We start from the raw sequence: 24699 nt of genomic DNA, 5'->3' as shown, positions 1-24699 counted from the left end.
GGCGTCGCGGCGCGGCATCATCGGCGGCAGGGCAGGCCGTGACCCGCCCTGTTCGAATTAGCGTCCAGCCTGAGCGGTGCGCAGTGGCTTGATGAACAGCCAGTACACAGGCACGGTCAGTGCGACCGTGGCGGCCGACAGGATCAGCAGGCCGCCATCCGATTCGACGATGACCCAGATGCAGACCAGCAGCGCCGCAACGGCCAGTATCCGGTAGCGCACGAACACCCAGGTGTGCGGCCAGGGGGAGGGGCCAGGCCGGTCCAGCCGCCACAGGGCGATGCAGGAATAGACGTAGGCCAGCAGGCAGAAAATGGTCGAGACCTCGATCAGCTTGCCGAACTGTTCGCCGATGGTCGGCGACATGGTGGCGAACACCACCGCGCTCATCACCGCCGCCATCAGCAGCAGGGCGGGCACCGGGATGCCATGGCGGTCGGCCCGGCCGAACACCGCCGGAAACAGGCCGCGGTCGGCACCGGCCTTGCCGGTCTGCGCGGTGAGCAGGATCCAGCCGCCGAGGGTGCCGATGGTCTTGACCAGGGCCATCACCGCGACGAAAGCCCCGGCCGCCGGACCGAGCACCAGCTTCGCCGCGTCGGCGAAGGGTGCGGTGGAGGAGGCCAGCATCGCCGCCGGGATCAGGCCCATCACCACACTGCAGGAGGTGACGTAAACCGCCGCCGCGATCAGCACGCCGCCGATGGTGGCGATCGGCACATTGCGGCCCGGATTCTCCACCACGGCCGCCGCCACCGAGGCGCTTTCCAGCCCGGTGAAGGCCCAGAACACCAGCACCAGGGAATTCGGCACCGCCGTCATCACCGGCTCGTGGCGCATGTTCCAGGAGGCCTTGAACAGCGTCGGATCGAAATACCACCAGCCGGCCGTGGCGATCAACAGGATCGGAATCAGGCCCAGCACGATCGCTACCGATTCGACCTGGCAGACCAGCCGCGGCCCCAGGATGTTGACCAGGGTCAGCGCCCAGATCAGTCCCACCGTGGCCGCTGCGCCGGGCACCGGCAGCGCCAGGACCGGGACGAAGCTGGCCAGGTAGCCGGTGGCGGTGACGGCAATGGCGATATTGCCGGACCAGCAGGAGATCCAGTAGATCGCCGTGGTCTGGAAGCCCATGTATGGCCCCAGCGCGTCGGCCGCGTAGGCGCAGGGGCCGCCCGCCTGCGGCGAGATGCGGCCCAGTCGGGCCAGCACCACCGCTACCAGCAGCGCACCGGCGGTGGCGATGAGCCAGCCGATGACGGTGATGCTGCCGGTACTGGCCAGCGTCGCCGGCAGCAGGAAGATGCCGGAGCCCACCATATTGCTGGCCACCAGCGCGGTGGCCAGCATCGGCCCAACCTTGCGATTGCGGATCATCAGGCTTGCGGTCTCCCCCTGGAATGCCGTGCCGCGCCGTTCTGGCTTTTACCGCTGCTGCTGGCTAGCTTACTGTACGGAGAGGCCGATCGACCGGATCGGCCGAATAGCGAGGATGCCCGATGAGCCGTTCCCTGCGTCCGGAGTCGGCGCCGCTGTCCCGGGTCGACGAGGACGCCCTGAGCCTGCCGGCCTGGATCTATCGCGACGCCGAGTTCTTCGAGGCGGAGCAACGGGCCGTGTTCCGGCCCAGCTGGCAGCTGGTTTGTCACCTCAATGATATTCCCAGGCCCGGCGACTACCACGCTCTCGAATTCCTCGGCGAATCGCTGGTGGTGGTGCGTGGTGAGGACGGCAAGGTGCGCGGCTTCCATAATGTCTGCCGCCATCGCGCCTCGCGTCTGCTCGATGGCACCAGCGGCAACTGCGGCGCGCGCATCAGCTGCCCCTACCACCGCTGGACCTATGCCCTGGACGGGCGCCTGGTGGCGGTGCCGCACCTGAAAGACTTTCCCGGTCTTGATATGCAGACTCACGGCCTGGCGCCGCTGAACCACGAGGTCTTCATGGGCTTCGTCTTCGTGCGCCTGGAATCGGGTCTGCCCGGCGTGGCCGAGATGATGGCGCCCTATGTCGACGAGCTGGCCGCCTACCGCATGGAGGAACTGGTGCCGCAGGGCCGCGTCACCCTGCGGCCGCGCGCGGTGAACTGGAAGAACGTTGCCGACAACTACTCCGACGGCCTGCACATCAACATCGCCCACCCGGGACTGACGCGCCTGTTCGGCAAGGGCTACGGCATCGAAGCGCGGCCCTGGGTGGACAAGATGTGGGGCGGCCTGCTCGATGTGCCATCCAGCAACTGGTCGGAGCGTCTTTACCAGCGCTTCCTGCCGCGGGTGGAACACCTGCCGCCGGAACGGCAGCGCCTGTGGATCTATTTCAAGCTCTGGCCCAACGTCGCCTTCGACATCTACCCGGACCAGATCGACTTCATGCAGTTCCTGCCGGTATCGCCGACCGAAACCCTGATCCGCGAAATCGCCTATGTGCATCCGGACAGCCGCCGTGAGATGCGTGCCGCGCGTTATCTCAACTGGCGCATCAACCGGCAGGTGAACCTGGAGGACAAGGCCCTGATCGAGCGCGTCCAGGCCGGCATGGCATCGAGCAGTTACAGCGTCGGTCCCCTGAGCGAGAATGAAGTCTGCCTGCGCAGCTTCGGACGGCGCATGCGCTCGCTGATTCCGCAGAGCCGATTGCATCAGGCCCCAGTCGCAGGTTGGTCGCGCTAGCACCCTGGGGCATCGAAGTTCCAGGCCCATGCCGCAATCCGTTCAGCTGCCGGCAAGGATGCGCGATATAGATTGGTCCAGCGGCATCAGGTAATCGAATGGGGCTGTAGCTCAACCGGCAGAGCGCGACAGTTCATCGTCGAGATCGGGGTTCAACTCCTTGCGGCTCCACCATTCTTCGTATGCCCTGTTGCAGCAATGAATATGACGCATGGATCAGTTGACGGTAAAACGTCCATTGATCGGATAAGCGGTGCAAATTTTTCGGTGAGTGGTAGCATTTCACCGACAAGTGGTAACGCCCGACCGACCCATGCAAAAAGTGATGACCGTCTCCAATCCAGTTGACCTGCGCGCGCGCGTGGAGATCTGGCTGGAGCGCGCACGGTTGGGTTCGAAACAGAAATTGCAGACCCTGCATGTTGTGTCCTACCGCGGACAGCAGGAACTGGACCGTCGCAGCGTGCCCTTGAAGGCGGACGGTTCCGAGGCGCTGAGCGCCAGTGCTCGGCGGGTGTGCCAGGAAGTCTGCGTCGATCTGGGCTGGCCTTCCTCCCTGTTGCATCTGGGCTGAGCCGCAGCCGGGATTGTCCGGCCTTCACGCCAGGCGGTACTGCTGCGGCATCTATGCCGCGCCGTGCAGGCTTCCGGAAAATCCGTAGCGGCCGCGGCCGCGTCCATCATAGTTTGCAGGTGAGCCCTGCAAGGCTTGCAACATTCTGCGCGCCCGCGCGGAACGTGTTTCGAGCAGGGCGTCGTTGGTTCGCGTTTCCTGCACGCAGCGCAGCAACACGTCCTGCAATTCCTGCCGCTGTTCAGCGGATACGCCGGTGGTGCCGGATTGTTTGATTGCCATGAGCAGTCCGCCCAGGCGCGTGAGCGCCTGCGCCTTCTCCCGGCAGACCAGGGACAGCCGCTCGTGATCCATCAGCTGCAGGGCTGCGCGTTCCTGCTCCAGCAGGGCGAGCAGGTTATGGGCGTCCGCGATATGCGCCTCGACCGGGCGATTGCCCGGCACCGCCATCGGCGCAGCCTCGAAGCGTTTCATCAGCCGCCCAGTTCCCAATCCATGCGCGACAGCTTCGCGGCGATGGACTTGGCATTGATCTGGTAGGTTCCGGAAGCGATGGCGCTGCGTGTCGCATTGATGCGCTTGGTGTCGACCTCCGGCGTTTCCGACGCCGCGATGGCCAACTGCTGCAGACGCACGGCGTTGCCGGTGAGACTGACCTTGTCGACCGGTGCGGGCGCTGCGCTGCTGGCAACGGCGGTGCCGGCGCCCTTGTCGGCGGCGGCCTTGGTCGCGGCGCCAAGGTTGATGGCGGCCGGGTTCAGCGAGTCGATTTTCGAAGTCATGGCTAGGGGTGCCGCGCCCAAATTGGGAGATCGCTGAAGATAGCGGCAGCTCGGGTGGAAACTTTAGTGGTTTTTTTCTACAAGCCGACTTCGACCGTATCGGTGTCGCGCACCACTCCTTCGACGATGCGGTGCGAATCCAGGTTTTCGGCGCGGATGCGGTCGCCGCTGGCGCCGTCGGCCAGTGCCTTGCCGTCCGCCCGCACCACGAAGCCGCCTGACTGGCTGAGCAAGGTGACCTGCTGCCCGCGGCGGATGCTGGCGGGATTGACCAGGGCGTCCGGCGTCAGCGCTGCGCCGGCCGCAACCGGACGGCGCAGCAGCTTGCCGACCGCCTGGTCGGGGCTATTCAAATACCCGTAGGCAAGGGCGGCGACATCGCGCTCCTGCACGGTAAGTGCATCCGCCGGTACCGGCATGCCGGGGGCGAGGCTGCGGGTCAGTACCACCACCTTGCGGTGCTCGGTGGCGCGCACCGGCACGTAGACAGTCCACACGGCGGGCCCGGCGCAATGCACCGCCACCGACCAGGCGTTGCCGGCATTAGGCGCCGGCGCCGAGGCTTCCAGCGGCTTGCCGCAGGCCGGCATGCGCAGGCGCGCATCCAGCGGCGTGGCTGTGGCCTGCGCGCCGGTGCCGAGGCGGCCGCCGACGTAGTCCTGCGCCGCTGCACGGATCTGGTCGAGGGATTCCGGCATGGCGGCATCCGCCGCGGCTGTGACACACAGCAGGCAGGCGAGCGCGGCGGACAGCAGCGTCACACGCGGCATCGAAACACTCCAGTGAAAGCCGATGCCGGCATACAGGCAAACCGCGTGCCTCAAGTTTCTTCCATAGAGGCCGTTAACCGCCGTATCCACCACCGAACCGGGGCTAGGCCTTGCGATGGGCGCGGGACTACTCGAAAGCATCGACCGCAGTACGCAGCTGGCCGGCCACAACCGCCTGGCCCTGCTGCTGTTCCGCCTCGACCAGCGTCAAATCTTTGGCATCAATGTCTTCAAGGTGCAGGAAGTCATCGAGACGCCGCCCCTGCTGACCATGCCCTCGGCGCACCCACTGGTGCGTGGTGTGGCCGATCTGCGCGGCAGCATCGTGCCGATCATCGACCTGGGCCGCGCCCTGGGCCAGGTGCCGGATGCGCAGTCGGCCCATATCATCGTCACCGAATACAACCGCACCGTACAGGGCTTCCTGGTGCGGGCGGTCGATCGCATCGTCCATGTCGATGTCGCCGCGGTGCAGCCGCCGCCCGGGGATGCCGGCGGTTCCAGCTACCTGACGGCGATCACCCGCTATGGCAACGAACTGGTTGAGATCGTCGACGTCGAGAAGGTGCTGGCCGAGGTGATGGGCGAGCCGCCGGCCCTGTCGGACGACCTGGCCCGGCAAGGGCGCAGCCTGGCAGGCTCCCGACGCGTGCTGGTGGTGGACGACTCCCGGGTGGCGCGCCACCAGGTGGAGAAGGTGTTGCAGCAGGTCGGCGTGGAATGCGCCATGGTCAACGACGGCCGCGAGGCCCTGAACTATCTGCAGGCCCTGGCGCAGCAGGGTCCGGTGGCGGCGCAACTGTTGATGGTGATCTCGGATATCGAGATGCCCGGCATGGACGGCTACAGCCTGACGACGGGAATCCGGCGTGATCCGCGCCTGCGCGATCTGTATGTGCTGCTGCATACCTCGCTCTCCGGCATTTTCAACAAGGCCATGGTGGAGAAGGTCGGCGCCAACCGCTTCATCGCCAAGTTCGGGGCGGATGAACTGGCGGCCGGTGTGATCGAGCGCCTGCGGGCGGCGGCGGAAATGGATGCACAGACGGCACCTGCCGGGGCCGTCGTGGCCTGAAGCGGGGAGGGGCTGGCACACGGCTTGTAGGGAACCCGCTCAGGAATAATCCGCGGGAGTCCGGCATGGCCGAGCTTGATCCACTGTTTGGCATACACGCACAGGCCTTGTCCGTGCAGCGCCAGCGCATGGAAGTCCTGGCTTCGAACCTGGCCAACGCCGACACGCCGCACTACCAGGCGCGCGACATCGATTTCGCCAAGGTGCTGGCCAGCACCCAGGAAAATACCGGCAGTACCCTGGCGCTCGCCGCCACCAGCGCCCAGCACGTGCAGGGCAGTTCCAGCACCAGCCTGACTTCACCCTTGAGCTTCCGTGTGCCGTTACAGCCCAGCGTGGACGGCAACACCGTCGACGAGCAGGTGGAGCAGGCGGCGTTCGCCGACGCGGCGCTGCACTACCAGGCCAGCCTCAGCTTCCTCAACGGGGAAGTGAAGGGCCTGATCACCGCGATCACCGGACAGTAGGGGAAATCGCATGAGCTCTTCCTTCCGCATCTTCGATATCGCCGGCTCGGCCATGAGCGCGCAGTCGGTGCGCCTCAGCACGGTGGCCAGCAACCTGGCCAATGCCGATGCCGTCGGTTCCGATCCGGACAGCGTGTTCAAGGCGCATCTGCCGATGTTCAAGACCGCGCCCGAAGTGGCCGGCGCGCAGACACCCGGCGTGCGTGTCACCGGCGTGGTGGAGAGCCAGACTCCGGCGGAGAAGCGCTACGAGCCAGGCAATCCCCTCGCCGACGGCGAGGGTTTCGTCTATGCGCCCAATGTCAACGTAGTGGAGCAGATGGTCGACATGATCTCCGCCTCGCGTTCATACCAGAACAATGTCGAAGTGATGAATACCGCCAAGGAACTGGCGCTCAAGACGCTCACGCTCGGCAGCTAGGAAACCCATGACCTCATCCGTGAACAACAATAGCAGCATCTACGCCAGCCTTGGCCTCACCGGCAATGGCAGCGCCGCTTCCAGCGGCTCGAGTACGGCGAACGCGGCCGCCTCCGGCACCGCGCTGAACGAGCAGGATTTCCTGCAGCTGATGACGCAGCAGCTGCAGGACCAGGACCCGCTCAACCCGGTCAGCAACAGCGAGTTCTTCAGCCAGATCGCGCAGTTCTCCACCGTCTCCGGCATCAGCCAGCTCAACAGCTCCTTCACCCAGCTCAGCTCGCAGCTGGCGTCCAGCCAGTCCCTGCAGGCCGCCGGCCTGATCGGGCATGGCGTGCTGGTGCAGGGCAACACCGTACAGATGGCCGGTTCGGGCATGGCCGGCGCCGTCGAAGTGCCGGCGAGCGGCGACGTCACGGTGAACATCAAGGATTCCTCCGGTGCCCTGGTCGGCACGCTCGACCTCGGCGTGCAGTCCGCCGGCACCGTGCCGTTCAGCTGGGACGGCAAGGATGCCAGTGGCAACGCTCTTCCCACGGGTCACTACACCATCACCGCCCAGGTCGGCAGCGGCAGCAGCGCGCAGGCCGCCACCACCGACGTGGCCGCGGTGGTCGACAGCATCTCGCTGGCCAGCAGCGGCCTCATGCTCAACCTGCAGGGGATCGGCCAGGTTCCGTTCAGCAACGTGCGCCAGATCATTTCTTAATTTCTTTCGGATTTCCCGGAGACACCGACATGTCCTTCACCATCGCCTTGTCCGGCATCAACGCCGCCTCGACCGACCTCAACACCATTTCCAACAACATCGCCAACGCCAACTCCACCGGCTTCAAGGAGTCGCGCGCCGAGTTCGGCGATTTCTTCCAGAACGCGGCCTACAACCTGCAGACCGATGCCACCGGCGGCGGTGTCGGCACCGAGCGCATCGCGCAGCAATTCACCCAGGGCGCGATCACCAACACCAGCAACCCGCTGGACCTCGCGATCAGCGGCGAAGGCTTCTTCACCATGAAGGACAACGGCTCGCTGGTCTATACCCGCAACGGCGCCTTCACCACCGACAGCAACGGCTTCGTGGTCAGCGCCACCGGTCAGCGCCTTCAGGTTTATCCTCCGGTGGCCGGCACCGATAATTTCAGCACCGGCACGCTGACCGACCTGCAGCTGTCCACCGCGCCGAATCCCCCCTCCGCCACCACCAATATCGTCGCCGGGGTCAATCTGCCGGCCAATGCCACCGCGCCGACCGACGCCACGTTTTCACCCACCGACACCAACAGCTATAGCCAGACCACCTCGACCACCATCTACGACTCCCTGGGCGCGGCACACACCAGCAGCCTGTACTTCGTCGCCGGTGCCACCGCCGGTTCCTGGACCGTGCACACCGTGGTCGACGGCTCCGAGGTCGGCACCGGCACGGCGCTGACTTTCGGCAGTTCCGGCCAGCTCACCGCACCGGCCGGCGGCAAGGTGGCGTTGTCGTTTACGCCTACCGACGGCGCGGCGCCGGTCAGCGCCACGCTGGACTTGAGCACCTCCACCCAGTACGGCAACACCTTCGCCGTCAACAGCCTGACGCCGAACGGCTATGCCACCGGCCAGCTCAGCGGTGTTGCGGTCGATTCCCACGGCGTGCTGTCGGCACGCTATACCAATGGCCAGACCACCGTGCTGGGCCAGGTGGCGATGGCGAATTTCGCCAACCCGCAGGGCCTGCAGCAGCTCGGCAACGCCACCTGGGCGCAGACCTTCGCTTCCGGATCGGCCATCCCGGGCGCCGCCGGCGCCAGCGATTTCGGCACACTGCAATCCGGCGCGCTGGAAAGCAGCAACGTCGACCTGACGCAGCAGCTGGTCAGCATGATGAACGCGCAGCGCAACTACCAGGCGAACTCGCAGGTCATCTCCACCGATGACCAGCTGATGCAGACCATCCTGCACCTGCAATAAGCCCCGGTAGATCCAGGCCGTGGACCGCGCACTCTATGTCGGCATGTCCGGCGCGATGCAGACCCTGCTCGCGCAGGCCGCCAACAGCAATAATCTGGCGAATGCCAACACCACGGGCTTCCGCGCCCAACTGGTCGATGCGCAGTCGATGCCGGTCAACGGTCCGGGCCTGCCGTCGCGGGTCAACGCGCAGCTGCTCGACCAGGGTTGGGATTCCACCGCCGGTTCGCTGACGCAGACCGGGCGCGATCTGGACGTAGCCGTCCGCGACGGCAGCTGGCTGGCGGTGCAGGGCAGCGACGGCAACGAGGCCTACACCCGCGCCGGCAACCTGCGCGTTGACGCTTACGGCCAGCTGCTCACCGGCAGCGGCCAGCCGGTGCTCGGCGACAACGGCCCGATCTCGGTGCCGCCGTATTCCAGCATCAAGGTCGGCGGCGACGGTACCATCTCCATCGTGCCGGCAGGGCAAAGCCCCAGTACCCAGGCAACGGTCGGCCGCCTGCGCGTGGTGCAGGCCAGCCCCGACCAGCTTGGGCGCGGGGAAGATGGACTGATGCGGGCGGTGCCCGGTGTCAGCCTCGATGCCGCTTCCGGCGAAACGGTGACTTCCGGCGTGCTCGAAGGCTCCAACGTGGATCTGGCCACCACCATGGTCACCATGATCCAGCTGGCGCGGCAGTTCGATTTGCAAACCCGCATCATGAAGAGTGCCGAAGACAACTCCAGCGCCGCGACTTCGCTGCTGAAGATGGGCTAGCGCTTCAGCCGCAAGTGTTTCCTGCGCCGCTCACATGAGCGGTGCGCGTCGAATTCCACCGTGTGCCATTTATGCGTCACCACCGCGGCGCACGCGATCTTCATTTCGCTTCATATCGCGCGTCGAATCCTTGACGTCGCTAGGGCTGGCCCAGGACTTGTAGAGCTAGGGTCCAGCAGCCGGAGTTCCGGCGCGGAGGACAAGATGAATTCAGCATTGTGGGTGGCGAAGACCGGTCTGGATGCGCAGCAGACCCAGATGACGGTGATCTCCAACAACCTGGCCAACGTCAACACCACCGGCTTCAAGCGCGGCCGCGCCACTTTCCAGGATCTGCTGTACCAGAACTACAACCAGGTCGGCAGCCAGACCAGCACGCAGACCCAGTCGCCCACCGGCCTGCTGGTCGGCACCGGCGTGCACATCGGCGCCACCGAGAACCTGTTCCAGCAGGGCAACCTGCAGCAGACCAACAACAACCTCGACCTGGCCATCAACGGCCGCGGCTTCTTCCAGGTGCAGATGCCGGACGGCACCCTGGCCTACAGCCGCGACGGCAGCTTCCAGGTCAACAGCCAGGGCCAGCTGGTCACCGCCACCGGTTACCTGGTGCAGCCCGGCATCACCATTCCGCAGGCGGCGCAGAGCATCACCATCTCGCCCGACGGCATCGTCGACGTGCAGCTGGCGGGGCAGGCGGCGCCGCAGCAGGTCGGCACCCTGACCATCGCCGACTTCATCAATCCCGCCGGCCTGCAGGCGCAGGGCGGCAACCTCTACCTGGAAACAGCCGCCAGCGGCTCGCCGCAGACCGGCACACCCAGCCTCAACGGCCTCGGCAGCCTGGTGCAGGGCTCGGTCGAATCCTCCAACGTCAACGTGGTGGAGGAAATGGTGAACATGATTCAGACCCAGCGCGCCTACGAGATGAACTCCAAGGCCATCACCACCACTGACCAGATGCTGCAGAACCTGACGCAGAACATGTCATGAGGCCGGCCGTTTCCATTCGCCCGCTGCTGGCGCTCGCCGCGGCCTGCCTGCTGGGCGGCTGCGTCACCGTCGAGGACAAGCTGTATTCGACGCCGACCCAGCTGCCGGATGTGGCGCCGGTGCCCGAGACCATCGCCGGCACCATCGGTGCGCCCGGCCAGAGCATGGCCCTGTTCGAGGACGCCAAGGCGCGCAACGTCGGCGACCTGCTGACCATCCAGCTGATCGAATCCACCAGCGCGCAGAAGTCCGCCACCACCGATGCCAGCAAGGCCGACAGCGCCACCCTCGGCAACATCGGCGTCTTCGGCAAGACCGTCCACACCAATTCCAGCATCTCTGGCGCCCGCACTTTCAAGGGGGCCGGGGACAGCGCGCAGAGCAACAGCCTGCACGGCAGCATCACGGTGGCGGTGGCGCAGCGCCTGGCCAACGGCAACCTGCTGGTGCGCGGCGAGAAGCAGATCCAGATCAACCAGGGCTACGAGTACGTCAAGCTGGAAGGCGTGATCCGGCCTGCCGACATCGCCACCGACAACAGCGTCACCTCCGATCGCGTCGCCAATGCGCGCATCTCCTACACCGGCAAGGGCCAGGTGGCGGACGCCAATACCCAGGGTTGGCTGACGCGTTTCTTCAGTTCGCAATGGTTCCCGTTCTGATGAAACGCTTCCTGCCAATCCTGCTGCTGCCCCTGGCGCTGCTGATGGCGACGGCCCAGGCCGAACGCGTCAAGGACCTGGCCGACGTCAGCGGCGTGCGCAACAATGCCCTGATCGGATACGGCCTGGTGGTCGGCCTCAACGGCACCGGCGACCAGACCACGCAGGCGCCGTTCACCGTGCAGAGCCTGGAGAGCATGCTGCGCCAGCTCGGCGTGACCGTACCCGCCACGACCAACCCGCAGCTGAAGAACGTCGCCGCCGTTGCGGTACACGCGGAGTTTCCCGCCTTCGCCAAGCTCGGCCAGACCATCGACGTCACCGTCGCCTCCATCGGCAATGCCACCAGCCTGCGCGGCGGTAGCCTGCTGATGTCGCCGTTGAAAGGGGCCGACGGCCAGGTCTATTGCCTGGCGCAGGGTAACGTTATCGTCGGCGGACTCGGCGTCACCGCCAAGGATGGTTCGCGCGTTTCGGTCAACATCCCCAGCGTCGGCCGCATCCCCAACGGCGCCAGTGTCGAACGCGAGGTGCCCAACGCCTTCGCTGGTGGCGGCGATCTGCACCTCAACCTGCATACGGCCGACTTCACCACCGCCGCGCGCACCGCCGAGGCCATCAACCGCACCCTGGGCGCGCCTGTAGCCCGCGCCGTCGACGCGGTGACGGTGGCGGTGAAGGCGCCCGCCGATACCAACGACCGCGTCAGCTTCCTATCTTCGCTCGAAGACGTGGAGGTCAATCCCGGCGACGCTCCGGCACGGGTCATCATCAATTCACGCACCGGCACGGTGGTGATCAACAGGCACGTCGAGGTGATGCCGGCGGCGGTAGCCCATGGCAACCTTTCCGTCACCATCACCGAGCGGCCGCGCATCAGCCAGCCGGGCCCATTCTCCAAGGGGACCACCGAGGTGGTGCCGACCTCGACCATCGACGTCAAGGAGGGCAGCGGGCATATGTTCGTGTTCCAGTCCGGCACCAATCTCGACGACATCGTGCGCGCCGTGAACCAGGTCGGTGCCGCCCCGGGCGACCTGGTGGCGATCCTGGAAGCCCTCAAAGAGGCCGGTGCCCTGCGCGCCGAACTCGTCGTGATCTGAACATGGCCGCCTCCGACATCAGCGCCGCCACCGCGGCCACCGACTTCAACCAGCTGGCCGCGCTGCGCACGGCGGCCAAGCGTAACGATCCGCAGGCGCTGCACAAGGCGGCGCAGCAGTTCGAAGCCTTGTTCACCGAAATGCTGCTGAAGAGTTCGGATCAGACCAAGTTCGGCGACGACCTCACCGGACAGCAGGGTGAGTTCTACAAGGATCTCTACAACCAGCAGATGGCCTTGCACCTGTCGTCCGGGAAGGGTCTGGGCCTGGCCGATATGCTGGTACGCCAGCTCAATGGTTTGCACCCTGCCAGCACGCCGCCGACGCACGCACCCCCGCCATCCTCGGCGACCGGTACCAGTTCCGATGCTGCCAAATGGCAACCGAAGTCGGCGCAGGATTTCGTCGATGCCATCCGCCCCCACGCGGAGAAGGCCGCGGCCGAACTCGGCGTGCCGGCTCGCGCACTGATTGCCCAGGCGGCCCTGGAAACCGGTTGGGGCCAGCACATGGCCAAGCAGAAGGACGGCAGCTCCGGCCTCAACCTGTTCGGCGTCAAGGCACAAGCTAGCTGGACCGGCGCCAGCCGGAACCAGCAGACCAGCGAATACGAGAACGGGCAGTTGACCAGCACCCGGGCCGATTTCCGCTCTTACGGCTCCATCGGCGCCGCCTTCGACGACTACGTCAAGGTGCTCAAGAGCAATCCGCGATACGCCGAAGCACTGCGCAGTGGCGACGTCCACGGCTTCGCCCAGGCCTTGCAAAAAGCGGGCTACGCCACCGACCCGCACTACGCGCAGAAGCTGGTGAAGGTGGCTTACGGCGCGCAGATGAGCGGTTCCTATGCAGCTTCCTCGAGCCTGATGGCGTGAAAGCGAGTTCCTCATGAGCGACATGCTGAGCATCGGCAGTTCGGCCCTGCTGGCCTACCGCACCGCGCTGAACGTGGTGAGCCAGAACATCGCCAACGCCAACACGCCGGGGTACAGCCGGCAGCGAGTGGACTTGCAGGGCGTTCCCGGTGTGACGCTGCCCAATGGCACCGTCGGCAACGGCGTGCAGGTGCAATCGGTGCAGCGTCTGAGCAGCGGCTTCCTGCAACAGCAGCTGGTGACGGACGACAGCGGCTACAATCGCATCAGCACCTACCAGACCTTCGCGGCGCAGGCGGACAGCCTGCTGTCGGACAGCAACGCCGGCCTGGCGCAGCCGCTACAGCAGTTTTTCTCAGCCCTCAACGGCCTGGCCTCCACGCCCAGCTCCACCGCCACGCGGCAGGCCCTGTTGTCCGGGGCGCAGAGCCTGAGCGCCACCTTCAATGGCCTGCAGCAGCAGCTTGGCAGCCTGGACAACCAGATCAGCAGCGGCGTCACCACCACCGTCAGCCAGATCAACGGCTATGCCGCGCAACTGGCGCAGCTCAACGTCGGCATTTCCCAGGCCACGGCGCAGGGCAACGGCCAGCCGCCCAATGAGCTGCTCGACCAGCGCGACCAGTTGCTGCGCAATATCGGCAGTGCGGTCGGCATCAGCACCACCACGGCCGCCGACGGTTCGGTCAATGTCTTCCTCGCCAACGGCCAGGCCCTGGTGCTGGGTGGCAGCGCCAACAAACTGTCGGTGCAGTCCGACAGCTTCGGCGAGAACCAGGACATCGTGCTCGACAGCGGCGGCAGCAAGAGCGTCATCACCAGCCAGCTTTCCGGCGGCTCGCTCGGCGGCCTGCTCGACGCGCGGCGGGAAGTGGTCGATCCGGCCATCAACCAGCTCGGTCAGCTCGCGACGACCCTGGCCAGCGCCGTGAACGCGCAACATGCCAAGGGCATGGACCAGTACGGCCAACTCGGCGGCGCCTTCTTCACGCCGCCGACTGTAGCGGTCAGCGCATCTTCCGCCAACACCGGCGGCGGCTCGGTCGCCGCCAGCGTCGCCGACACCAGCCAGCTCACCGCTTCCGACTACCTCGCCAGTTACAACGGCTCCAGCTGGACCCTCACCGATCGGAGTACTGGCGCCAGCGTCGCCCTCAGCGGTGCCGGCACTGCCGCCAGCCCACTGACCGGCGCCGGGCTAAGCCTGGTGATCTCCGGCACGCCGGCTGCCGGCGACCAGTTCCTGGTGCAGCCTACGCATTTCGCCGCCGCCAACCTGCAGGTGGCAATCACCGATCCCTCGCGCATCGCCGCCGCCTCGCCGGTGCAGACCAGCGCCGGCAGCGCCAACAGCGGTAGCGCCACCATCGGCGCCGCCCAGGTGACCGATGCGGGCAACGGCAATTTGTTGAATACCTCGACCATCCTGTTCACCAGCGCCGCCACCTATACGATTAACGGCGGCGCTCCCAATACCTATACCAGCGGCGGCAGCATCGGCGTCAACGGCGTGCAGGTGCAGATCTCCGGCACGCCGGCGGCGGGGGACAGCTTCACCCTCAGCGCCAACAAGGCCGGCAGCGGCGACAGCAGCAACGCTCAACTGCTGGCCGGCATTTCCAGCAAGACCCTGCTGGACGGCGGCCTCAATACGCTCAGCAGCAGCAACGCCGCCCTGGTGTCGAAGGTGGGTGCGCAGGCACAGCAGGCGCAGGCGCAACTCGGCGCCGAGACTTCGATCCGCAACAATGACCAGGCCCAGCGCGACTCCGCCTCCGGCGTCAACCTGGATGAGGAAGCGGCCAACATGATGCAATTCCAGCAGGCCTACCAGGCCGCAGCCCAGGTCATCGCCGCCTCCAATACGCTGTTCAACTCCCTGCTCAGCGCGCTTCGGGCCTGACAGGTCCGACGAATCGAAGGAAGCTTCCCATGATGCGCATCGCCAACTCGACCTTCTACCAGCAGGCGGTCGATACCATCGACCGCAACCAGACCCAGCTCGGCATCGTCCAGGAGCAGATGAGCAGCAATACGCGACTGCTCAGCGCCGCCGACGATCCGGTCGCCGCCGGGCAGGTCATCGGCGTCAACCAGTCGCTCGCGGACGTGGCGCAGTGGCAGTCCAATGCCGGCGCCCTGCAAAGCAGCCTGGGCCTGGAGGACAGCACTCTGAGCAACGTCAGCACCGCGCTCGGCAAGATCCAGACCCTGGCCTTGCAGGCCAACAACGCCACGCTCAACAGCAGCGACCGCAAGACCATCGCCACCCAGATACAGCAGCAGCTCAATGCCATCCTGCAGCAGGCCAATACCCAGGACGCCAACGGCCGCTACCTGTTCGGCGGCACGCAGGACGGCAGCGCGCCTTTCTCCCTGAGTGCCACCGGGGCCAACTACAACGGCAACAGCAATGTGCGCATGTTGTCCCTCGGCCCCACCAGCGCCATTGCCGCCGGCGATCCGGGTGACGCGGTATTCATGCAGCTCCAGTCGGGAGACGGTAGCATCAGCGCCGGCGCGGCGACGGCGAATACCGGCAGCGCCAGCGTGAAGTCGGCCCAGGTCACCGATGCCAGCCAGTGGAGCGGCAGCAGCGCTTACACGGTCAAATTCAGCGGCGGCCAGTATCAGGTAGTGGACGGCAGCAATGCCACCGTCGCCTCGGGCACCTATACCGACGGCGCCGCCATCCAGTTCCGCGGCGTGTCGCTGACCCTGACCGGTACGCCGGCCGACGGCGACAGCTTCAGCATTGCACCCAGTACCACGCAGAGCTTGTTCAGTACCGTGCAGAACCTGATCAACGTGGTGTCCGCGCCGGTCACAACGGCGGCGCAGCGGGCACAGAACCAGACCGCCATGTACGGGGCGCTGCAGGCGCTCAGCGGGGCGCAGACCCATATCACCGACGTGCAGGCCGGAGTCGGCGCCCGCGAGCAGAGCGTGAACGACACGGTGTCGCAGCTGCAAAGCCGCTCGACCCAGCTGCAGTCGGCCCTGTCGGGCCTGCAGGATCTCGACTATGCCGCGGCCACCGCCAAGTTCAGCCAGACCACCACCACCCTGCAGGCGGCGGAACAGAGCTACGTGCAGATCCAGGGCCTGAGCCTGTTCAACTACATCAAATAACCGCCGATCGGCCGGGACCTGCCGCCTGTCCCGACCCGTCGCGGCGGCGGTCAAGAATCCTCCCCAGCATCCGCTAAGACTTTCAGCACAGGCCGTCAGTCCCCGCCACGGGAAACGCCAATGCGATCCGACCGGATTGCCGGCCGGTACCCAGTCCAGCCAGTCCAAGGAGAATTTCCGTGAGTCTTATCGTCAACACCAACCTGACATCCATCGTCACGCAGAAGTACCTGTCCACCACGCAGAGCCAGCTGGCCCAGGCCACGCAGCGCCTGGCCTCCGGCCTGCGCATCAATAGCGCGTCCGACGACGCCGCCGGCTACGCCATCGCCCAGCGCCTGACGGCGCAGGTCAACGGCGCCAATACCGCCGTACAGAACACCAACAACGCCGTGTCCCTGGCGCAGACCGCGCAAGGCTCCCTGGCGGAAATCACCAACAACCTGCAGCGTGTGCGTGAACTCGCGGTGGAATCGGCCAACGCCACCAACAGCACCAGCGACCGCTCTTCGCTGAACAACGAGGCCCAGCAGCTGCTGCAGGAAGTCGACCGCGTCGCCACCACGGCGTCCTTCAACGGCGTCAAGCTGCTCGACGGCAGCTTCACTTCGGCGCAGTTCCAGGTCGGCGCCAATGCCGGCGACACCATCACCATCGGTTCGATCTCCAGCGCCAACACCGCGGCCCTGGGCACGGTCACCTCGGCCACCGGCCAGTCGTCCGCCACCAGCGGCATCTCCGCCCTGGGCGCCGTCGGCGCCGGTGCGCTGATCATCAACGGCACCGACGTCGGCGCCGGCATCGGCGCGGCCGGCTCGATCCAGGACCGCGTGGGCCAGGTGGTCGACGCCATCAACGCTTCCGCCACCACCACGGGCGTCAATGCCTCGTTCGACGCCGTCAACGGCAAGATCGTGCTGACCTCGGCCTCCACCATTGCCGTCACCGGCACCGACGACGGCACCGCGACGGGCTTCAACGTCGCCGGCGGCGACGGCAGCGCCACGGCTGCCACCAGCACCGGCCTGACCTCGCTCAGCCTGAACTCTTTCGCCGGCGCTTCCCTGGCGATCCAGCAGATCGACAGCGCGCTGAACCAGATCAACACGGCGAATGCCTCGTTGGGTGCCTACCAGAACCGTTTCCAGTCGGCGGTGGCCAATCTGCAGAGCACCTCGCAGAACCTGACCGCCGCGCGCAGTACGATCCAGGATGCGGACTTCGCCTCGGAAACCGCCAACGAGACCCGCGCCTCGGTTCTGCAGCAGGCCGGTGTGGCGGTGCTGGGACAGGCCAACTCGCAGCCGCAGCAGATCCTCTCGCTGCTGCAGCACCTGTAACAGGCAGCGTTGTGAAACAACCCCATGCCGGCGCAGTCGCCGGCATGGGGCTTTTTGCCGTTCGGACCCGAACGGCGCCTTGAGCGGAGTACGGTTATATGACCGATCCAATCACCAGCGTGGTCGCGGCGGCACCGCTGCGCGGCTCCGCGGGCGGCACCTCGAACCCTTCGGCCGCGGTGGCAGCGCCGCCGCAGCATGCCGGCGTGGCGCCGGTGGCAGCGCCGGACTTGCATGATCTGGCCGCCGCACTCAACCAGCGCGCGCAGGACCTGCAGACCAGCCTGCATTTCCGGGTCGACCAGATCACCGGACAACTGGTCATCTCCGTCATCGATACACAGGACAATCAGGTCCTGCTGCAGGTGCCGGGGCAGGAAGCCCTGGCCGTCGCGCAGAGCCTGGAACGCATGCAGATGCAACTCATGAAGCAGTCAGTCTAGGAGCGTTTTTATGACCGTCAGTCTGAGCACCACCGGCACCGCCAGCGCCGGCACCGTGACTTCCCAGGGCATCGGCTCCGGCATCGACATCGCTTCGCTGGTGAGTTCCCTGGTCACCAGCACCATCAAGCCGCAGCAGACCCTGTTGCAGAACAACCAGGCCGCCGACCAGTCGACCATTTCCGCGCTGGGCGCGCTCAAGTCGGCCTTGTCCAGCCTGCAGACCACCGTCGATGCCATCACCACCGGCGGGGCGCTGTCGAAGTTCACCACGCAGTCCAGCGACAACTCGGTATTCACCGCCACCACCTCCAGCGGCGCGGTCGCCGGCAGCTACCAGATGCAGATCCAGACCGTGGCCCAGGTCAATACTCTGCGCTCGACCGCCTTCAGCAGTTCCAGCGCCGCGGTCGGCACCGGGCCTTATACCTTCACCGCAGGCGGCAAGAGCTTCTCGGTGACTCTGGACGGCACCAACGACACGCTGTCCGGCCTCGCGTCGGCGATCAATGGCGCCAGCGACAACAGCGGGGTCAGCGCCACCATCGTCAACGGCTCCGGCGGCTCATACCTGCTGTTGTCGGCAACCCAGACCGGCATCGCCAACGCGGTGTCCGTCGCATCTTCTGCGCCGATCGGCTTCAGTTCCATCCAGTCCGCCAGCGACGCCAGCGGCACCATCGATGGCCTGCCTTTCGACAGCGCCTCCAACACCATCTCCAATGTGCTGACCGGCGTCACCCTGAGCCTGGCCAGCGCTGCGCCCAATACCACGCAGACGCTGACCATTGGCGCCGACACGCAGTCGGCGGCCACCGCGGTGCAGTCGTTTGTCACGGCCTATAATGCCGCGCTGTCTTTGATCACCAGCGACACGGCATTCACGCCGGGGAGTTCCACGTCCGGTTCGGGCAGCAGCACCGGCACCGCCGGCCCGCTGCTCGGCGATCTGGCGGTGGAAAGCGTGTCGCGGCAGCTCGAGTCCATCGTCGGCGGCAGCGCCGGCTCCGGCGGCAACGCCTTCACCCTGCTGTCGCAGATCGGCGTCACCACCAACGACGACGGCACCCTGGCCGTCAATTCGGACACGCTGAACAGCGCCCTGCAGCAGAACTCGAGCGCCGTGAAGGGATTGTTCTCCGGTACCAACGGCATCGGCACCCAGCTCGACACCCTGCTCAATACGGTGGTCGGTGCCGGCGGTCTCATCTCGACCAAGACCAGCGCGCTGCAGACCGAGGTCGACAGCATGACCACCCAGCTGACGCAGCTGACCGCGAAATCGGCGCAGCTCACCGCGCAGTACAACGCGCAGTTCAACGCCATGGACAGCATCGTCGCGGCCTACAAGAACACCGCGAGCCTGCTGACGCAGTTGTATGCGCCGCGCACCACCAGTTCCTCCAGCTCCGGCAGTTGACGACGTCCGGTCCTCAAGTTTTGCCTTTGTGCGCCGATGTTGAAGGGTAGGCAAGGATCTCCAGTTCAGAGGTGTTTCGATGGTTCCCAGAGGCTATGCTGCCGTCCGCCAGTACCGTGAAGCGGATGTCAATTCCCTCGTCGCCGAGGCCTCGCCGCACCGCTTGATTGCCATGCTCTATGACGGCGCGCTGGAGCGCCTGGCCATCGCCGAATCCGGCATGACCCGCGGCAATGTCGCCGACAAGCTGCGCGGCATCGACTCGGCCATGGCGATCTTCGCGCATCTGCGCGACGTGCTCGACTACGAGGCCGGCGGTGCCATCGCGCGGCGCCTGGATTCCCTCTACGATTACATGATGCGGCGCCTGCTGCGGGCCAAAATAGACGGCGACATCGCCGGCGTGCGTGAAGTCGCAGCGCTGCTGCGGACGGTGAAGGCAGGTTGGGACGCCATTGCGCCCGGCGCATTGGCGCCGCCGGGCCGCGCCTTCGCTGCCTGAACCCCGGGCCCGCCGTTTGCAGGACCTTGCTCCTGCCGGGACAGGAATCGATATGCAGACCGTGAAGGAAGACAGCAAGCAGGAAGGCGAGGGCCTCAGTTACCGCGACCGCCTACCGTTGCGCTGGGTGGAACTCGCCACCTTGCCATCGGGCGTGGACGCCGAGCGGCTGGCGGAAGCCAATGCGCGCCTGCTGACTTCGGTCGCCCTCCTGGAGGAGCATTTCAAATCCAGCGACGAACCGACGGCGTCCGAGCTTGAATTGCAGCGCATCCATCATAAGCTGAACCTGTTGCTGGAGCTCGTCGGTGGTTTCCTGAACGCGCAGTCACCTCGACCCGAGCCCGTGTCGCTGCGCCTGTCCTGGCGTGGGGTACAGTGGGAATGCACGGCCGAGCCTCCGGCAATCGGCGCGGTCGGTCTGGTCGAGATTCATCCCAGCCGGATATTGCCCCAAGCCTTGCGCTGGCCGGCGCGCGTCGTCGCCGTCTCCGCCGCCGGCGTCGCCGCCGACTTCGATACGGTGCCGGATTTCTGCCAGGCCGCTCTGGAACGCCACGTGTTTCAGCATCATCGCAGGGAGATCGCAGAAGCACGTCAACCGGTACGACAAGTACCATAGCGTACTGCCAAGTTCCGCCGTGTTTGAAATTGCCGTGAAATCGCGTGCCATCGGCCTGACGCTGCTTTTTCATCATACTCCGAAAACATTCCGCTTACGCAGCGGCGCCTTGTCGAGCCGTCCGTACCCCCAGCCCCTACCGTTCACCGGGGTGCCCCGGGACTGGTAGTTTTTTGCCACTCTGGACCCCGGCTCCGGTGGTTAGCATGCGGCTACCAAAAACAAATCGGTATCGCGCGTGCGACTTATTCTGGCGGAGCCGCAAACCCTGGTAAGGGCTGCTTTAAGACAACTGCTGCAGGCCATGAAAAACGTCGACGTCGTTGGCGAGGCCGAGGATGGCCGCCACCTGCTCGAACAGGTGGCGGAGCATCGTCCGGATTTGGTGATCAGTGAATTCATCCTGCCGGATATCAGCGGCTCCGATCTTGCGCAACAGATCCGTCGCCGCTATCCCGGCACCGGCCTTATCTTCCTCAGTTCCAGCGCCGACTCCGGCCACGTGCGCGTCGCCATGAAGTCCGGGGCTTCCGCGTTCCTGACCAAATCCAGCGAACCGGTCGAACTCGAGCTGGCGATGCGCGCCTGCGGCAAGGGGCAGATCTACCTGAGCCCCAGCGTCTCGCGCCGGATCATCGAAGGGCGCCGTGCCGAGCGCCCCGAAGGCAGTGCGGTTCTGACGCGGCGCCAGCGTGAAGTACTCCGCCTGATCGGCCGCGGCAAGTCGACCAAGGAAATCGCGCAGGTGATGGGCATTGGTGCGAAGACCGTGGAGACCCATCGCGCGCGCTTGATGCAAGCGCTCGGACTGCGTGGCATCGGCGCGCTGACGCATTTCGCGGTGCGTCACGGACCTGCTTCGACCGACTAGTGGAAAGTCTGCGCGGACGAGTGGAAGCTCCTCGCTGGAGTTTTGACGGATGTAGGAAATTTCCCTACTTCGCGTCGGGAAAATACTGATTGGATTAAGGCTGCAGTTGGCAAAACATGAGGCACGCCCGGCATCTCGGACGCGGCACCAAAGGAAATGGGGAAATACATGGGACCTAAACTGAATCAGCAGGCTGGCCAGCACCAATTGATGACACCGCAGCTGCTGCAGTCGATCCGGCTGCTGCAACTGTCCTCGCTCGAGCTGGAACAGGAAGTGCGGCAGGCGCTGGAAACCAATGTGATGCTGGAAGAGGGCGAGGCCGACGAAGACGAAGTCGCCACACCGGGCGTCGACGATATGCCGGTTGAAACCCTGTCGCTGGACAGCTGCGAAGAAGTGGTCTCTGGCTGCGACACCGCGGCCATCGACAAGGTCGAAGCTGACTTCGACTGGAGCAGTGCCGAGTCCTGGTCCGGCGGCGAACCGTCGTCGGACGACGAATCCTCCATCGAATCGCGCACCCCTGCGCGCAACTCCGAAGACCTGCGCATGCGTGCCTTGGCGCAATTGCGTCTGGTGGTGAACAATGAGGACGAGTCGCGCCTGGTGTCGGCGCTGATCGAGCACATCGACGACAACGGCTACCTGGAGACCCCCCTGGACGAAATCCTGGCTGCGCTGCCGGAAGAATGGCGGGCGACGATGGAGCAGATGGAGGCGGCGCTGGTGCGGGTGCAGAGCGTCGAGCCCACCGGCTTCGGCGCGCGCGATCTGCGCGAATGCCTGATGCTGCAATTGAATGAAGTTTCACCGCAAACGCCCGGCCTGGAGATGGCGCGTCTTCTCGTCGTCGGCGGTCTGGCCCGGGTGGCCGGGCGTGACCCCGCGGAAGTTGCCCGTGAGCTGGGCTGCTGCATCGACGAATTTGGCCTGGCCATGCGCCTGATCCGCGCGCTGGATCCCAAGCCAGGCTCCACCGTGCGCGAGCCGGCGCAGAACGTGGTGCCGGACGTGCTGGTCAGCGGCAGCGGCCATAGCTGGAAAGTCGAGCTCAACTCCCATACCTTACCGCGCGTGCGGGTCAATTCCCTGTACGAGCGGATGATGTCCGGCGGCGCCCCGCATCGCGCCATGCGTGAGAACCTGCTCGAAGCCCGCTGGCTGGTGCGTGGGCTGGAAATGCGTCACGAGACCCTGCTCAACACGGCGCGCGCGGTATTCGCCCGCCAGTGCGAATTCCTGCGCCAGGGCGAGGAAGGCATGGCTCCGCTGACCCTGCGCGAAATCGCTCAGCAGATCGGCATGCATGAGTCCACCGTCTGCCGCGTGGTATCGAACAAATTCGTGCAGACGCCCTGGGGCATCTACCCGCTGAAGGCCTTCTTTCCAAGCCAGCTGGCGCATGCCGATGGCGAGACCTCCGGCACCGCGGTGCGGGCCATGATCCGCCGCATCGTCGACGGCGAGAACCGTGCGCAGCCGCTGTGCGACGGCGCCATCGCCGCCCTGCTGGCGCGCAAGGGCGTGCGGGTGGCGCGGCGCACGGTGGCGAAGTACCGCGAAGCGATGAAGATCGCGTCGGCGCCGGAACGGGCGCGTCCGCTGCGGACGGGGACCGTCGCCCTGGCTGGTTGAGTGATGGCGCAATCCGTTGTTGTAAAAATGCAAACTTAGTTGCAGGGGAGCGATATGTCTGAATCAAAAGTGCTGGTAATCGATGCCGACGAACAGCGGGCGGAGACGTTGGCGACGGTGTTGCGCTTCATCGATTACACGCCGGTGCTGGTGTCCTCTTTGGGCCAGTTCAGCCTGGACGGGCGCAGTCCGCAGGACTGGACCGCCGTCATCCTCGGCCAGGAAGAGGACCTTGCCGCCCTGGGGCGCTTCGCCGCCTGGCTGAAGCGGGACCGCCTCCATCCACCCTTGCTGGTGCTGACCAGATATCACGAGAAGGTCATCGAATGCCTCGGCCTGGACCGCAGTGCCTGCCTGCCGCTGGAGTACCCGGTGAAGTACACGCACTTGGGCGAGATGCTCAAGCGCGCCGGGCAGCTGCATGCCGAGCCCGAGTCCAGGGTGCGTGTGGTTGCCGCGATTCCCGGTCCCACAGGCAATTCCGCACTGATCCGCCGCACCCGCCGCATGGTCGAACAGGTGGCGCCGTACGACAGCACCGTACTCATCACCGGCGAATCCGGCACCGGCAAGGAAGTAGTGGCGCGCGCGGTGCACGCGCAATCCAACCGCCAGGAGCGGCCTTTTGTCGCGGTCAACTGCGGCGCCATTCCCTCGGAGCTGTTGGAAAGCGAGCTGTTCGGCCACGAGAAGGGGGCCTTTACGGGCGCCATCACGGCGCGGCGTGGCCGTTTCGAAATGGCTGAAGGCGGTACCTTGTTCCTCGACGAGATCGGCGACATGAGCCTGTCGATGCAGGTCAAGATCCTGCGTGTGCTGCAGGAGCGCACCTACGAGCGCGTCGGCTCCAGCCGCAGCATCCATTGCGACGTGCGCATCATCGCCGCCACGCACCGAAATCTGGAGGACTCCATCCTCAAGGGCAGCTTCCGCGAAGACCTGTTCTACCGCCTCAACGTATTCCCCATCGAGATGCCGCCTTTGCGCGAGCGACTGGAAGACCTGCCGCTGCTGATCGAAGACCTGATCGAGGCGCAGGTGCGCAGCGGTCACGGCGAAGTGCGGCTGTCACCGGAAGCGGTGCATGCGCTGCGCGCCTACCACTGGCCCGGGAACGTGCGCGAGCTGTCCAATCTGATCGAACGCCTGGCCGTGCTGTATCCGCAGAACATGGTGCGCGCCGGCGATCTGCCGCCGCGCTATCGCGGCCAGAATGTCGTGATGGCGCCCGCCGCGGTCGACGCCGTGATGGACGAAGACGAAGAAGTGGTGGTGCTGCCGATGCAGGCCAGTTCCTCCGATGCGCAGCAGATCGAGCTGCCGCGTGCCGGCCTCGACCTCAAGGACTACATCGAGAGCATCGAGATCGACCTGATCCGCCAGGCGCTGCAGCGCTCGGCTGGCGTGGTGGCGCATGCCGCCAAGCTGCTCCACACCCGCCGCACCACCCTGGTCGAAAAGCTGCGCAAGTACGGCCTGCACCGGGATTTCGACGGCGGCCGCGAGCAGGCCAAGGCCTGACGACGGGAATCCGGCACGGCATTGTTCGAATGCCGCGTCGGATCCGCGTCAGGCGTCGCCTGCAAGGGCGTAATAGGCAGGCATAGGACTTGCTCCA

The 24699-nt window shown here is 65.8% G+C and carries 26 protein-coding genes; 22 read left to right on the top strand and 4 right to left on the bottom strand.

The annotated features are described in order from the left end of the window. Positions 1–57 precede the first annotated feature (57 nt). Positions 58–1380 (bottom strand): amino acid permease, encoded by a 1323-nt coding sequence (locus tag BP26_RS0115735; RefSeq protein WP_051749038.1) that lies wholly within the window; start codon positions 1378–1380, stop codon positions 58–60. A gap of 122 nt (positions 1381–1502) precedes the next feature. On the opposite strand from BP26_RS0115735, the gene BP26_RS0115730 reads away from it, so the two are divergent. Beyond that, positions 1503–2675: an aromatic ring-hydroxylating oxygenase subunit alpha gene (locus BP26_RS0115730; protein WP_029921527.1), complete on the top strand. Its 1173-nt coding sequence runs from the start codon at positions 1503–1505 to the stop codon at positions 2673–2675. Positions 2676–2988: 313 nt separating this feature from the next. Continuing rightward, complete coding sequence (locus BP26_RS0115720; protein ID WP_157572556.1) at positions 2989–3249, top strand: hypothetical protein; 261 nt, start codon at positions 2989–2991, stop codon at positions 3247–3249. 51 nt (positions 3250–3300) lie between these two features. Here BP26_RS0115720 and BP26_RS0115715 read toward each other — a convergent pair whose 3' ends face one another. From BP26_RS0115715 to flgA, 3 genes are all read right to left on the bottom strand, one after another. Then, positions 3301–3723: a flagellar protein FlgN gene (locus tag BP26_RS0115715; protein ID WP_029921525.1), complete on the bottom strand. Its 423-nt coding sequence runs from the start codon at positions 3721–3723 to the stop codon at positions 3301–3303. Continuing rightward, a complete protein-coding gene (gene flgM / locus BP26_RS0115710) occupies positions 3723–4031 on the bottom strand; it encodes a flagellar biosynthesis anti-sigma factor FlgM (RefSeq protein WP_051749037.1) in 309 nt (102 codons plus the stop codon). Before flgM ends, BP26_RS0115715 begins: the two co-directional genes overlap by 1 nt. A gap of 77 nt (positions 4032–4108) precedes the next feature. Further along, positions 4109–4855: a flagellar basal body P-ring formation chaperone FlgA gene (gene flgA / locus BP26_RS0115705; RefSeq protein WP_169740722.1), complete on the bottom strand. Its 747-nt coding sequence runs from the start codon at positions 4853–4855 to the stop codon at positions 4109–4111. 61 nt (positions 4856–4916) lie between these two features. Here flgA and BP26_RS0115700 point away from each other — a divergent pair, with 61 nt between their 5' ends. From BP26_RS0115700 to BP26_RS0115605, 20 genes are all read left to right on the top strand, one after another. Then, the gene (locus tag BP26_RS0115700) at positions 4917–5876 is read left to right on the top strand and encodes a chemotaxis protein CheV (protein WP_029921522.1); all 960 of its coding nucleotides are present in this window, start codon (positions 4917–4919) and stop codon (positions 5874–5876) included. A 65-nt stretch (positions 5877–5941) separates the two neighbouring features. Beyond that, positions 5942–6343 (top strand): flagellar basal body rod protein FlgB, encoded by a 402-nt coding sequence (flgB, locus tag BP26_RS0115695; protein ID WP_029921521.1) that lies wholly within the window; start codon positions 5942–5944, stop codon positions 6341–6343. A gap of 10 nt (positions 6344–6353) precedes the next feature. Continuing rightward, on the top strand, positions 6354–6764 hold the full coding sequence (gene flgC, locus BP26_RS0115690; RefSeq protein ID WP_029921520.1) for a flagellar basal body rod protein FlgC: 411 nt from the start codon (positions 6354–6356) through the stop codon (positions 6762–6764). Positions 6765–6771: 7 nt separating this feature from the next. Beyond that, complete coding sequence (locus BP26_RS0115685) at positions 6772–7473, top strand: flagellar hook assembly protein FlgD (protein WP_029921519.1); 702 nt, start codon at positions 6772–6774, stop codon at positions 7471–7473. Positions 7474–7502: 29 nt separating this feature from the next. After that, positions 7503–8720, top strand: coding sequence for a flagellar hook protein FlgE (flgE, locus tag BP26_RS0115680; protein WP_029921518.1), 1218 nt, complete (start codon positions 7503–7505; stop codon positions 8718–8720). Between the two features lie 19 nt (positions 8721–8739). Then, complete coding sequence (gene flgF / locus BP26_RS0115675) at positions 8740–9480, top strand: flagellar basal-body rod protein FlgF (RefSeq protein WP_029921517.1); 741 nt, start codon at positions 8740–8742, stop codon at positions 9478–9480. Between the two features lie 204 nt (positions 9481–9684). Further along, entirely contained in the window at positions 9685–10473 is a 789-nt protein-coding gene (flgG, locus tag BP26_RS0115670; RefSeq protein ID WP_029921516.1) for a flagellar basal-body rod protein FlgG, read from the top strand. Continuing rightward, positions 10470–11135 (top strand): flagellar basal body L-ring protein FlgH, encoded by a 666-nt coding sequence (gene flgH / locus BP26_RS0115665; protein WP_029921515.1) that lies wholly within the window; start codon positions 10470–10472, stop codon positions 11133–11135. Before flgG ends, flgH begins: the two co-directional genes overlap by 4 nt. Next, on the top strand, positions 11135–12238 hold the full coding sequence (locus BP26_RS0115660; RefSeq protein WP_029921514.1) for a flagellar basal body P-ring protein FlgI: 1104 nt from the start codon (positions 11135–11137) through the stop codon (positions 12236–12238). Before flgH ends, BP26_RS0115660 begins: the two co-directional genes overlap by 1 nt. 2 nt (positions 12239–12240) lie before the next feature. Then, the gene (gene flgJ, locus BP26_RS0115655) at positions 12241–13113 is read left to right on the top strand and encodes a flagellar assembly peptidoglycan hydrolase FlgJ (protein WP_051749035.1); all 873 of its coding nucleotides are present in this window, start codon (positions 12241–12243) and stop codon (positions 13111–13113) included. A gap of 13 nt (positions 13114–13126) precedes the next feature. After that, on the top strand, positions 13127–15016 hold the full coding sequence (gene flgK, locus BP26_RS0115650; RefSeq protein WP_029921512.1) for a flagellar hook-associated protein FlgK: 1890 nt from the start codon (positions 13127–13129) through the stop codon (positions 15014–15016). A gap of 29 nt (positions 15017–15045) precedes the next feature. Beyond that, a complete protein-coding gene (gene flgL, locus BP26_RS0115645) occupies positions 15046–16245 on the top strand; it encodes a flagellar hook-associated protein FlgL (RefSeq protein ID WP_029921511.1) in 1200 nt (399 codons plus the stop codon). Positions 16246–16424: 179 nt separating this feature from the next. Continuing rightward, entirely contained in the window at positions 16425–17585 is a 1161-nt protein-coding gene (locus BP26_RS30900; RefSeq protein ID WP_029921510.1) for a flagellin N-terminal helical domain-containing protein, read from the top strand. 98 nt (positions 17586–17683) lie between these two features. Then, positions 17684–18028 (top strand): flagellar protein FlaG, encoded by a 345-nt coding sequence (locus BP26_RS26780; RefSeq protein WP_036517085.1) that lies wholly within the window; start codon positions 17684–17686, stop codon positions 18026–18028. 10 nt (positions 18029–18038) lie between these two features. Next, a complete protein-coding gene (fliD, locus tag BP26_RS0115630; protein WP_051749034.1) occupies positions 18039–19448 on the top strand; it encodes a flagellar filament capping protein FliD in 1410 nt (469 codons plus the stop codon). 79 nt (positions 19449–19527) lie between these two features. After that, on the top strand, positions 19528–19950 hold the full coding sequence (gene fliS, locus BP26_RS0115625) for a flagellar export chaperone FliS (RefSeq protein ID WP_029921508.1): 423 nt from the start codon (positions 19528–19530) through the stop codon (positions 19948–19950). A gap of 52 nt (positions 19951–20002) precedes the next feature. Next, positions 20003–20572, top strand: a complete 570-nt coding sequence (locus tag BP26_RS0115620; RefSeq protein ID WP_051749033.1) for a PilZ domain-containing protein — start codon at positions 20003–20005, stop codon at positions 20570–20572. Between the two features lie 238 nt (positions 20573–20810). Further along, positions 20811–21443: a response regulator gene (locus BP26_RS0115615; RefSeq protein WP_029921506.1), complete on the top strand. Its 633-nt coding sequence runs from the start codon at positions 20811–20813 to the stop codon at positions 21441–21443. Positions 21444–21611: 168 nt separating this feature from the next. Next, positions 21612–23081: an RNA polymerase factor sigma-54 gene (rpoN, locus tag BP26_RS0115610; RefSeq protein WP_029921505.1), complete on the top strand. Its 1470-nt coding sequence runs from the start codon at positions 21612–21614 to the stop codon at positions 23079–23081. Between the two features lie 54 nt (positions 23082–23135). Next, entirely contained in the window at positions 23136–24602 is a 1467-nt protein-coding gene (locus BP26_RS0115605) for a sigma-54 dependent transcriptional regulator (protein ID WP_029921504.1), read from the top strand. Positions 24603–24699: the final 97 nt, after the last annotated feature.

It is taken from the genome of Nevskia soli DSM 19509, from assembly GCF_000711955.1.
GTDB lineage: Bacteria > Pseudomonadota > Gammaproteobacteria > Nevskiales > Nevskiaceae > Nevskia > Nevskia soli.
This window is presented reverse-complemented; position numbering and strand designations above follow the sequence as displayed.